Source organism: Haematobacter missouriensis, from assembly GCF_000740775.1.
GTDB lineage: Bacteria > Pseudomonadota > Alphaproteobacteria > Rhodobacterales > Rhodobacteraceae > Haematobacter > Haematobacter missouriensis.
Window position 1 is genome coordinate 21,192 of the sequence record NZ_JFGS01000037.1, and the last position, 12,354, is coordinate 33,545.

Consider the following 12,354-nt stretch of genomic DNA (forward strand, 5'->3'; position numbering starts at 1 on the left):
GAGGAGGAAGACGGTTATGACCCTTTCGCATCGATCCACTCTGGTCGTTCATGGCCGCCTTGCCATGCGTGAGAGTCGCCTGGCGGCGGCCCGAAGCGGCCGGCACGGTCTTCAGATTATGTCCTTCGAGCAGGCCGCGGTTCGGCTAGCGGGCGGCTTTGCGCGCCCCATTGATGACGACAGCCTGCGTGCGGCCATCCAAATAGCTCTGCCCGCTACCCCGATGGGGGAGCTAGAGGAAATCAAGGCTCTCCCGGGCATGATCGACGCGGCGGTCGATACGCTTCACAAAGCATGGCGTGCGGGCATCAATCTTGCCACCCACGGGGACGACCATCCACGTCTCGCCGCTTTCGCGCAATTGGAAGCTGCCGTTCTCGAGCAGCTTCCGCCTGGTATGATGCGACCGCTCGACATCGTCACGGCCGCAAACGCCCGTATCGCTCATGCGCAGACGGTCTTTGGTTCGATTGAAATCGTTGGGCTTACTGAACTCTCGCCCTGCTGGCGGCCGTTGCTCCAGGCCCTCACGGCTTATATCCCCGTGCAATGGACGGCCGGCCCAAGAAGCGTGCCAGCATGGCTGGAGGGCAGTGGCGTCACGATCGCGGGCGCGCCGGAGCAGACGCCGGGAATCAGCTCCGTGAGCGCGGCGACGTCCTATCACGAGGCTATTGAAGCGATGCGCTGGGCTCGAAGACTACTCTCTTCGGGTGTACCGGCTTCGGAGATCGCCATCGCGACCGCTTCGCCCGCAGACTATGACGATCATTTCATGGCCCTGCGCACCGATGCCAATACAGACCTGCACTTCGTCCATGGTATCCGCACTGTCACTACCCGCGAGGGCCAGGCTGCTGCGGCGCTAGCCGACATTGTGATCCGCGGCCTGTCGCAGTCGCGGCTACGCCGTCTCGCAGCGCTTTGCCGGGACTGCGGGCCTTTCGAGACCCTGCCCGAAGGCTGGCTGCGGGTGCTGCCGACCGATGCGCCGCTTTCGACCCCGGAGGCATGGAATCGCCTGCTGGCCAGGCTGACGCCGGAGGATTGGCCCGACGGCGCCGACCACGTTGCGGCGCTACGCATGGCAGTCAAGACTCTTGTGAAAGGATCGGAAGCCGCCAGCGAGATCGGAGAATCTTTCCTCACGGGCCGCGCCCTCACGATCTGGCGCAAGGCGCTGCTCGCCGGTCCTGCTGCCTCGATCGATACGACATTGGAAGCCCTGAAGCAGGACGACGAACTGGAGGCGTGCGTCTCTATCGCCTGGATGCCGGCCAGCGCGCTCGCGGCATCGCCCCGCCGCTTCGTGCGGCTCCTCGGGTTGAATTCCTCTCGCTGGCCGCGCGGAATAGCCGAGGATCGGTTGATCCCGCACCATATTATTCCGACCCCCGTGCTCGACCCTCTGCCAGTCAACCTCGCCGACCGCCGCGACTTCGAGACGATCCTCGCGACGACAGCCGATACCATAGTCCTGTCGCGCGCCCGACGTGACAGCGACGGGCGTCTGCTCGGGCGCAGTCCTCTGCTCGCCGGGCGCGGCGACGAAACCTATCTGCGCCGCAACGCGACGCCAGCGCACGCCTTCAGCGAGACCGACCGCCTCATGGCCCGGCCCCAGGAGTTCGCTGCTGATCCGCAAGCAGTCGGTGCGCTGGGCTGTTGGCGTGACTGGCGGCAGGCTGAGATCACTCCCCATGACGGGCTCGTGCGGGCGGATCATCCACTTATTCTCGCCATCCTCGGCCGCACCCAGTCGGCCAGTTCGCTTCGCCGTCTATTGCGCAATCCGTTGAGTTTCGTGTGGGTCTATGCGTTCGGATGGCGTGAACCACAGAGCAGCGCTGAACCGCTTGTGCTCGACGCGCTCGGGACCGGCGATCTCGTTCACTTGGTTCTCGACCGCGCCTTACGCGACCTTGAGACCGGAGAGGGGCTCGCCTCCGCCGACGCCGCGACTATCGAAGCCGCAATCGCGCGGGCTGCACAATCCGTCGCCGCCGATTGGGAAAGCGAGCGCCCTGTTCCACCAGCCGTCATCTGGAGCCGTACGCTCGACGACGCTCGCGTGCTGGCGAGCCGAGCCTTGACTTACGGTGATGATGTCCATCCGGGCACACGCTCCTACGGAGAGGTGCCCTTCGGCGGCTCCGAGCCGAAATCCGAGGCAGAGACGCCCTGGGATCCGAATGCGCCGGTCGCTATCCCCGAAACGGGCTTCAACATTGCGGGCTATATCGACCGGCTCGACATCTCGGGCGATGGTAAGCGCGCCCTCGTACGGGACTACAAGACCGGACGGCCGCCGCGCGGCGAGATACGTCTGAATGGTGGACGCGAGCTTCAGCGCTGTCTTTACGCCTTCGCGGTGAAGGCGCTTCTCGGCGACGATGTCACCATCAGCGCCTCGCTGCTCTACCCGCGCGAGCCCGTCGATCTCCAGCTCGACGATCCCGAGGCCGTGCTGGCGGAGTTCACAGGCTATCTGCGCGCGGCACGGTCGAGTCTCGCCGGAGGCGCGGCCCTGCCTGGCCCGGACACCGGCGGCGACTATGACGATCTGGCCTTCGCCCTGCCGGCCAATGCCAGCGCCACCTATTGCAAACGCAAAATGCCTGCCGCCACGGAGCGGCTTGGCGAAGTCGCTCAGGTCTGGGAGGCGGAATGATGAACTGCGTGTCCAAGGTACTGCAAGACGACGGTGCGCGCCGCGCCGCGATAAGCCTCCATGATCGCTCGATCCTGGTCGAGGCTGGCGCGGGCTCAGGCAAGACCGCCGTCATGGCTGGCCGCATCGCTGCCATGCTGGCCGAAGGCGTAGCGCCGTGCTCCATTGCCGCCGTCACCTTCACCGAACTCGCAGCGAGTGAGCTGCTATCGCGTGTCCGCGAGTTCGTCGCCGATCTCTCTGTCGGCACAATTGCGACCGAGCTGCGCGTGGCATTGCCTGATGGGTTGTGCAAGGCCCATCGCGACAATCTTGCCGCCGCCAGCGCAGCGATCGACGAAATCACCTGCTCGACCATCCACGGCTTCTGCCAGCGCCTGATTAAGCCCTATCCGGCGGAGGCAGACATCGATCCTGGCGCAGGCGTCATGGATCGTAACCAGGCCGATCTCACCTTCCTTGAGATTGTCGATGGTTGGCTGCGCGAACGCCTGTCGGGCGGTCAAGGCGGTGTCCTGGCCGAGATGGTGCTGCACAGCCCCGGTGAGACCGTGGCGCTCATCCACAAGATCGCCGAGAATATGCGCCGTCGCCCCACACTCACAGCGCCGCCAGTCTCTCCACTTGACGGCCACCTCGCGGCGTTCCGGCAAGCCACAGCGGATTTCGCGAGCTTTATGGAAGGCGTGGCTGCGGCCGAGCCAGAAACGGTTACAATCGTCGAGCGGCTGACCGAAATGGCGGCCGACGTGGCGAACGGCCCTAATCCTGCGACGCCTGCGGGCCTTGTTCGGCTCCTGACCGCGCGACCACACCCGGACCTTTGCACCAAGACCGGCACCTTCGCGTCCTACCGCAAAAAGGGCAAATGGGCCGCTACAGCCAAACAGGCCGGCCTCTCCAAGGCCGATGGCGACCGGCTGAACGACACCGCCGAAACACACTACACCTCTTGTTGCGACGCTTGGGTTTCATTGGCGCAGGCCGTCGCCGGTCATGCCCTGGCCGCGCTGATCGACGAAGCGCGTCCGATCCTGCAACGCTACCGCGACCACAAGCGCGCCAGCGCCCACCTCGACTTCGACGATCTGATTTTTGCTGCTCGCGACTTGCTCCGCGACCATGACGCCGTGCGCCAAGCTCTGGGACAGCGTTTCGCCCATGTCCTCGTCGACGAGTTTCAGGACACCGATCCCCTGCAAACAGAAATCTTCTGGCGGTTGTGTGGCGAGCCGGTCGATGACCATGATGACTGGACGCGGTTCCAAATCCGGCCGGGTGCGCTCTTCCTGGTCGGCGACCCCAAGCAGGCGATCTATCGCTTCCGGGGCGCCGATGTCGGCGCCTATGTGCAGGCACGTGATGCCTTCCGCGCCCAGGACGCCGACAGTCTCCTGTCGATCTCCACCAATTTCCGCTCCTGCGCCTCGATCCTCACATTCGTCAATGAACGCTTTGAGGCCGTTCCCTCGGCCGATGGCCAGCCGGGCTTCACCGCTCTCGACCCGTTCCATGACGATCGGGGCGGCCTGTGCGTGGCGGCTCTCGACATCGCCGTGGCCGACGAAAACGGCAAGGCCAGCGCCGAACAGCAGCGCGACGCCGAAGCCGACGCTATCGCCGAGCTGTGCGCCCGGCTGATCGAAAGCCACCCCATCATCGACCGTCGCAGCGGCGCAGAGCGCCCCTGCCAGCCGGGCGACATCGCCTTGCTGGCGCCAACGGGCGCGGAGCTGTGGCGCTATGAGGAAGCCCTGGAACGCCGCGGCATCCCTGTCGCGACCCAGGCCGGCAAGGGGCTGTTCCGCCGCCAGGAGGTGCAGGATCTGATCGCGCTGACCCGCGTTCTGGCCGACCGCCGCGACACGCTCGCGCTCGGCGCGGTGCTGCGCGGGCCGCTGGTTGGCCTCACCGAAGAAAATCTGCTGGACATCATCTGGGGACTTCCCCGCTCGGAGGAACAACCGGATCGGATTCCGCGCCTGGACCTCAGCATCGACCCTGCTTTCATCATGCATCCGCTCGCGCGCGATGTCATCGAGCGGCTGCAATCGCTCTCCCGGCGCGGCAACAGTACGACCCCGCACGAGCTACTCTCGCAGGCCGTAGACGTGTTGCGCGTCCGTCCGCTTCTCCTTGAGCGCCATCGCGGTCAGGCCGAGCGTGCGCTCGCCAATGTCGATCTCTATCTTAGTCTGTCGACTGGCTACGCTGTGCGCGGCCTGCGCGCCTTCTCCGAGGCGATGACAGCCGCGTGGTCCGACGAGGCCCGCGCAGTTGAGGGACGACCCGACGCGCAGGAGGAAGCGGTAGCGCTCTTCACCATGCACGCGGCCAAGGGGCTGGAATGGCCAATCGTCATTCCAATCAACACCATGACCGCCGTCATGGCGCCCGACAACGCCATTATCGAACGTCATACCGAGACCTTCTATTGCCCAGTTGTGGGCGTTACGCCCGAGGGTTACGAAACAGCGCGCCAAGCAGAGAAGGATGAGCTGGACCGCGAACGTATCCGGCTTTGGTATGTCGCGGCCACTCGCGCCCGTGAACTCCTCGTCTTGCCTCGGCTCGATGTCACACCCTCGAAATCAGCTTGGATCGGTCTCGTCGACCTGTCGCTGGTCGACCTGCCAGGTCTGGATGTATCTCACCTGCCTGCCGGTCTCGCAGCCGCCGGTGCGAGCGCAGACAACACCCAGACACGTGCGAGCTTCGCCGAGGAAGCCGAAGCCATCAATGCCGCGCAGGCGCGGTTGACCTGGCTTACGCCCAGCCGTGACGAAAATGCCGCCGGAACCGTATTGCGAGACGAAGAAACCTCCCTCTGGACGGGATCGTCCGATGACCCTGGCCCCGCGCTGGAAACCGCTGCCCTCGTACAGGGCGGCCGCGAGCGGGGGCTGATCCTCCACAAGCTCATGGAAGAGGTGCTGACAGGTGAAGTCCAAGAAGCGGAGGCCGCCCTGACCAAACGAGCTGGCGAGCTTATCCGTGCCCTCGGCAAGGCTCCGGCTGCCGACGCGGCGACAGGACTATCGGCGCTGGAATTGGCGGCCTGCGTGACCCGAACTCTTGCTTTGCCTGAAGTCAAAGCCTTGCGGCCGGAACTTGTTGCCGAATTTCCTGTCTACTCCGTACAGATGTCCGACGGCGTGGAAATCGCGACGGTCGGGATCGCTGACGCCCTGACCCTGACGGCCGAGGGCCGCCCCGCCGTCATAGTGGACTGGAAAAGCGATGTGACGCCGACGGCGGAGAAACTCGATCATTATCGCGCACAGGTAAGGGCCTATCTCGACATGACCGGGGCAGAGCGCGGATTGATTGTGCTGATGACACCCGGAGGGGTCATACCAGTTCTGCCCTCACAAAGTTCCGCGTTGTAACGCTGTTCAAGCAGGCAATCTTATTCGAACATCAAACACAATTACTTAGGTGCGGGGAAGGCAACAGGAACGATGAGCGCATTAGATACGGTGCACAATCCAGATCGTTTTATGGCGGATCTTCGCCAGATCTTGTCACAAGGTCGCAAACGCATTGGTGTTCTGATCGGCGCGGGTGGCCCCCTATCCGTAAGAGTAGATGCACACGGCAAACTTGACCCCACAGGTCAGCCGCTGATCCCGGGTGTAAATGTTCTGACAGACCAGGCGTTGGTGAACCTTACCGGAACGGAAGCAACCGCAGCGGCTGCAATCCGCAACTCGCTGCCGGATGGCGGCAACATCGAGACCATATTGTCCAAGGTTCGTCTCCTTCAGACAGCGCTGGGGGACACGCCAATGCACGGACTGGATGGTGCAGGCTATGCTGGGTTGGGGAAGTCGATTTGCGCAGCTATCGGAGAGATCGTCGGCGCCAAGCTACCTGAAGGTCGAACGCCATATCACGAACTGGTCTCTTGGGTGAGCGGTACGCAGCGAGCCCATCCCATAGAAATATTCACGACAAACTACGACCTATTGATTGAATCCGCCTTCGAGCAGGCAAAAGCACCGTATTTCGACGGCTTTTCTGGGGGACATGCACCCTTTTTTGATCCGGTCACTGTGGAAGGCAACGATTTGCCCCCGCGTTGGTCGCGCGTTTGGAAACTGCACGGATCACTCGGCTGGAAAAGTGACAATGGTACTGTGGTGAGGAGCGGAGGTGCAGATTGTACCGAACTCGTATATCCAGACCACCTGAAATACGATCTCACTCAGAAGCAGCCTTATGCGGCGTTGTTCGAAAGACTGAAGCGGTTTTTGTTGACCCCGGACACGGTACTTCTGACGACGGGCTTCTCGTTTCGAGATGCCCATATCTGTGCGGTGCTGGGCGAGGCGCTCGCAATGAATGCCAATGCAGCGGTCATCGCGTTGCAATTCCAAACTCTTGCTGAAGAGGAGCCCGCACGGAAGCTTGCGTTCGAACACCCAAACCTGTCGGTTTACGCCTCGGATGCCGCTGTAATCGGCGGTATTTCCGGACAGTGGCGATTGGGTGATTTGCCCAAGAACTGGGGGGATATCCGTTCAAGTTTCTGGGGCAAACGTGGCAGCGGAGATGGCTTTCTCCTGGGCGACTTTGCAAGTTTTAGTCGCTTCTGCGCGCTGTCTTACTCACCGGACCTGGCTCGCCAAGCTGCCGCGGGTCTCGTGGTTGACGACGCTGATCCGACTGAGGTGCCGGCATGAGTGCAACCGACCCTACTTATCTCGGAAGGGTAAGTGCTGTTTCCGGCTCGACCATCACCGTAAGGCTGGCAGAATCCCTCTCGTCCGGACTGGCAATGATAGCTGGTCATACCTACCGTGTTGGTCAGGTCGGGAGCTTTGTCCGTATACCTCTTGGCTATCAGGACCTCTACGGTGTTGTTGCCGAGATTGGGGCGGGAGCTGTGACGGATGCCGTTGCCGTTCTGGAAGCCGACGGGCAGGACACCGGGCGCTGGATGCGGGTCGAACTGGCTGGCGAAGCCACAGGCGAATATTTTGAGCGTGGCCTCAGTCAACATCCCAATGTTGATGATGCAGTCCATTTGGTGACCCAGAAAGATCTCCTCCGCATATATGGCGGGACAGAGGAAGATCAGGTCGAAATTGGAACGCTTTCAAGCGCCGAGAATATCATTGTGCGGCTGTCACTCGACGCGCTTGTAACTCGCCACAGCGCCATCGTCGGTTCGACGGGCTCAGGTAAGTCAACAACCGTTGCGAGTATACTGCGTTCCATAGTTCGCTCGTCGGATAGTGTAGCCACTAGCGGCGCCCGGATACTTCTATTGGATGTGCACGGGGAGTATTCCGCTGCACTCGGAGATCTCGCCAAAACGTTCAGTGCTACGCCGTCCCCCGGTGAGGAGCCTCTGTTTGTGCCCTATTGGGCGCTGGAAGCTGAAGAACTGCTCGACTTCATCGCTGGCAGCCTCAGCGACAATCATCTGATGGCGTTTACCGACAAGATTCAGGAGTTGAAACAAAACCGGCTGGGCGCTGGCGCACTGCCCGGGCTCGACCCTCAATCCCTCACGGTTGACAGTCCGGTGCCGTTCTCGCTGAAGCAGCTCTGGTATGACCTGATTGACTTTGAAACAGCCACATTCACCGGGCCGCAGCGCGACCAGCCTGCACTCGAAGCAGCGGGCAACCCGGAAACTTTAACCGCTCCTCGATACACGCCGCACGCTATGGGAGCTGCTGGGCCGTTCCTCAATCAGGCCGCTAAGGGCATCCGCCGCCCGCTTAACCTGCTGCGCTCTCGTCTTCTGGACCGGCGGTACGACTTTGTCCTCCATCCCGGCCCTTGGGAGCCCGACCTCGCCGGGCAAACGGCACAGGATCTTGATACGCTGCTCGCCGGCTGGCTTGGTCACGACCGCCCAATCACAATCCTTGATCTCTCCGGGGTACCCAGCAGCGTCTTGGTCCGGCTGATTGGTTCCATACTCCGCGTTGTCTACGAGGCGCTCTATTGGAGCCGGGAAAAGACAGAAGGTGGCGTGCTCCGGCCCCTGCTGATCGTGATGGAGGAAGCCCATCGGTACGTGGGCCCAGATAGCGGCAATGTCGCTGCGGATGTCGTGAAGCGCATCGCAAAAGAGGGTCGCAAGTACGGAGTTGGAGCCATGCTCGTCTCGCAGCGCCCTTCCGAAATCGATGAGACTATCCTCTCCCAGTGCGGAACGCTCATAGCACTGCGCCTCTCCAACCCAGCCGATCGCGGCCGCGTGAAGGGTGCTCTTCCTGACAATTTATCAGGCCTCATGGACCTACTGCCAGTCTTGCGGACGGGGGAGACCATCATCTCTGGTGAAGCCGCACGACTGCCCGTGCGTTGCCGTGTATCGCTTCCCCCGGCAGATCGCTTGCCGCGCAGTTCTGACCCCGAAGTAAGCGCAGCTTGGCGGACCCGACGCGTGGCGGAAGGCTATGATCGCATGGTGGCGTCGTGGCGGGCGCAACGAACAACCGCTGTCGTACGGAACATTGCAATAGATCGAACTCCCATCAACGAAGATGAGCAATAGGAAGACACATGCTTAGAGACCCTGTTTCCTCCAGCAACATCGCGTCCATCGGCTACGATCCCGGTAGTGAAACGCTGGAAATCGAGTTCACGAACGGCTCGATATACCAGTATTTCAACGTACCTGCCGGATTGCATGAGCAGCTAATGGCAGCTCCGTCAAAAGGTAACCGTCCGGTCTAACCGCTCTGCCGCGGTGTGAGAGTGCGGGATAGTGTCCACCATTGATAGTGGACACTGTGGTGATGACGTGGCGCGTCGGACGAAGCGGCTTTGGACGGATGAGGAGAAGCGGTCGATCTGCTTCCAGACGGCGGCGCCGGGGGTATCGGTCGCCCAGGTGGCGCGGCGCTACGCGGTGAATGCGAACTTGATCTTCAAGTGGCTGCGCGATCGCCGTTACGCGCCGGACCCCGCCTCGGCTCTTCCCCCGTCAGAGGAGGCGCGCTTTCTGCCTGTGGAGATTGTCGCGGAGACCAGGTCTGCCCGGGCAACACCTGCCGCCGACAACCACATCGAGATCGAATTGGCGGGCGGGCACCGGATGCGCATCAGCGGGAGCTATGATCCCGAGGCTCTGGCGCGGCTGATCCGGGGCGTGACGGCGTGATCCCGGTTCCGGCGAACACGCGGGTCTGGCTGGCGGCGGGCGCCACCGACATGCGCAAGGGGTTCACGGCACTGGCGGCGCAGGCCGAGGCGGTGCTGAAGCAGGACCCGTTCGCCGGGCATCTGTTCGTCTTCCGTGGCCGTCGGGGCGATCTGGTGAAGGTGATCTGGTGGGATGGCCAAGGCGCGTGCATGTTCATGAAGCGGCTGGAGAAGGGTCGGTTCGTCTGGCCCTCGGCCAAGGAGGGCAAGGTGGCTTTGTCGCCTGCGCAACTGTCGATGCTGCTGGAAGGCATCGACTGGCGGGCACCGGAACGGACGTGGCGGCCTCTGGCGGCGGGATAGTCCACGGCGCCTGCAATCAGTGATTCCCACAAGTAATACAGTGGGATAAACTTTCCGCATGCTCACCCAGGCCCTGACATTGCCGGAAGACCCCGAGGAGCTGCGCAGCTTCACCGCGCGGCTTCTGGCCGAGGTGAAGGCCCAGGCGATCCTGATCGAGAAGCTCCGGCATCAGCTGGCCGGGCACCGGGCGCACCGGTTTGGTGCGTCGTCCGAGACGGCGGAACAGTTGCAGCTGGCCCTTGAGACCAGCGAGATCGCCGCCGCCGCGATGACCGCGCGGATGAAGCTGCCGGACATCGAGGAGAAGGACAAACCCAAGCGTCGTCCGATCCCGGACCACATCCCGCGAATGGAGGTGGAGCTGACACCGAGCACAGATGCCTGTGCCGATTGCGGCGGGCGCCTGCGCCGGATCGGGGAAGATGTGACGGAAGAGCTGGAATACGTTCCCGGGCGGTTCATCGTGAACCGGCTTGTCCGCCCTCGGCTGACCTGCTCGTGCTGTGAACGCTTCGTGCAGTCCCCACTGCCCTCGCGCCCGATCGAGCGCGGTCGCCCGGGGCCGGGCCTCCTCGCCCATGTCTTGGTGAGCAAGTATGCCGACCACCTTCCGCTCTACCGCCAGAGCCAGATCTTCGAGCGCGAAGGTCTCGACCTGGACCGGTCCACCCTGGCCGACTGGGTGGGCAAGAGCACGGCCCTGTTGGAGCCGCTGGCCGACGCCATCGGGCGCCATGTCTTCTCAGCCGAGGCGATCTTCGCCGACGACACGCCGATCAGCATGCTGGCGCCCGGCACCGGCAAGACCCAGACCGCCCGGCTCTGGACCTATGCGCGCGACGAACGCCCTTGGGGCGGGCAGGCCCCACCGGCGGCATGGTATCGCTTCTCCGGTGACCGCAAGGGCCAGCATCCCAAGGACCACCTCGCCCGCTTCCGCGGCTGGATGCACGCCGACGGTTATGCCGGGTTCGAGGATCTCTACCGCTCCGGCACCATCCGCGAGGTCGCCTGCATGGCCCATGTCCGGCGAAAGTTCGTCGATATCCATCGGTCGCAGGGCTCCCCGATCGCCGGAGAGGCCATCGGCCGGATCGCACAGCTCTACGCCGTCGAGAAAGAAGCCCGAGGGTCGCCGCCAGACCGCCGCACGGAACTCCGCAAAGCTCACGCCGCCCCGGTCTTCGACGATCTGCAGCGATGGCTGGCCATGAGACTGACGGAAATCTCGGGCAAATCCCCGCTCGCGGCCGCCATCCGCTATGCCCTGACCCGAATGGACCGCCTGCGCCCCTACCTCGACCACGGCATCCTGGAGTTGGACAACAACACCGCCGAACGCGGCATGCGCGCCATCGCCCTCGGGCGGAAGAACTACCTCTTCGTCGGCTCCGAGGCGGGCGGCAACGCCGCTGCCATCGCCTACACCCTGATCGAAACGGCCAAGCTCAACGCCGTCGATCCCCACGCCTGGCTCGCTGACACTCTCGCCCGCATTCCCGACTACAAGATCACCAAGGTCGATGACCTGATGCCGTGGCGCTGGAACGGATAGCGGTCACGCCGGACGGTTACGTCAAAAGGGCAATTCCTCAACACCTATATCAGGAACGCTTATCCGTATTCCCGCGTTGGATAGGCCCCGCACCGGTGCTGCCCAATGGCTCGCTTACGATGGAAACGGCTTGCCCCTGACGGCAAGCCAACAGCTTGGTATCAAGCTGGCGTCCGACGGGCTTTTTAAGTTCCATAGCATGTCATTCGTAGATTAAGCAGCCGACGCCATTGTGACGGTTACGACAAGCACGCTGTAAATTTGAAATTAGTTTAGGGGAGCGAGGCTCGACCCATCAAGCCAACCTCAAAAAGAGGGTGGCGCACCCGACACGATTCGAACGTGTGGCCTCCACCTTCGGAGGGTGGCGCTCTATCCAGCTGAGCTACGGGTGCATCGTCGTTTTGATAGTGTGCGAGATCAACCAAGGTCAATCCCGAAACCAGTTACTCGAATCAACGTCATTCATGCGGTTCCGAGGGCCGCCAACTTCCGTCGTTCGTACTCTACAACCTCCTTAAAGTTTGCTTCCGTGGCGCTTCCGCGACCAAGAGAGCGATTTTCACAGTTCTATCGACTTCCACCAAACCCTTGGTTTCTATCGATATTTTCTACACCCACAACAAAGCCACTTGACTTGCCTCTGCCTTCGGAG

General features: G+C 62.6%; 8 protein-coding genes and 1 tRNA gene. 8 read left to right on the forward strand and 1 reads right to left on the reverse strand.

Annotation, left to right across the window (positions count from 1 at the left end; genetic code table 11):
* Positions 1–16 precede the first annotated feature (16 nt).
* From CG51_RS16250 to tnpC, 8 genes are all read left to right on the forward strand, one after another.
* The gene (locus tag CG51_RS16250) at positions 17–2,671 is read left to right on the forward strand and encodes a PD-(D/E)XK nuclease family protein (protein WP_035746770.1); all 2,655 of its coding nucleotides are present in this window, start codon (positions 17–19) and stop codon (positions 2,669–2,671) included.
* On the forward strand, positions 2,668–6,060 hold the full coding sequence (locus CG51_RS16255) for a UvrD-helicase domain-containing protein (protein WP_198947699.1): 3,393 nt from the start codon (positions 2,668–2,670) through the stop codon (positions 6,058–6,060). Before CG51_RS16250 ends, CG51_RS16255 begins: the two co-directional genes overlap by 4 nt.
* A 72-nt stretch (positions 6,061–6,132) precedes the next feature.
* Complete coding sequence (locus CG51_RS16260) at positions 6,133–7,356, forward strand: SIR2 family NAD-dependent protein deacylase (protein WP_198947700.1); 1,224 nt, start codon at positions 6,133–6,135, stop codon at positions 7,354–7,356.
* Complete coding sequence (locus CG51_RS16265) at positions 7,353–9,188, forward strand: ATP-binding protein (RefSeq protein ID WP_035746772.1); 1,836 nt, start codon at positions 7,353–7,355, stop codon at positions 9,186–9,188. The genes CG51_RS16260 and CG51_RS16265 overlap by 4 nt, the downstream gene beginning before the upstream one ends.
* 8 nt (positions 9,189–9,196) lie before the next feature.
* Entirely contained in the window at positions 9,197–9,370 is a 174-nt protein-coding gene (locus tag CG51_RS16270; protein ID WP_051930758.1) for a KTSC domain-containing protein, read from the forward strand.
* Positions 9,371–9,437: 67 nt separating this feature from the next.
* A complete protein-coding gene (tnpA, locus tag CG51_RS16275; protein ID WP_233141231.1) occupies positions 9,438–9,797 on the forward strand; it encodes an IS66-like element accessory protein TnpA in 360 nt (119 codons plus the stop codon).
* Positions 9,794–10,141 carry an IS66 family insertion sequence element accessory protein TnpB gene (gene tnpB / locus CG51_RS16280; protein WP_035746778.1) on the forward strand — a complete coding sequence of 116 codons (348 nt, stop codon included), beginning with the start codon at positions 9,794–9,796 and terminating at the stop codon, positions 10,139–10,141. Before tnpA ends, tnpB begins: the two co-directional genes overlap by 4 nt.
* 58 nt (positions 10,142–10,199) lie before the next feature.
* Positions 10,200–11,699: an IS66 family transposase gene (gene tnpC, locus CG51_RS16285; RefSeq protein WP_035746780.1), complete on the forward strand. Its 1,500-nt coding sequence runs from the start codon at positions 10,200–10,202 to the stop codon at positions 11,697–11,699.
* Between the two features lie 318 nt (positions 11,700–12,017).
* On the opposite strand, the gene CG51_RS16290 is transcribed toward tnpC, so the two are convergent.
* Positions 12,018–12,094 (reverse strand) — tRNA-Arg (locus CG51_RS16290).
* Positions 12,095–12,354: the final 260 nt, after the last annotated feature.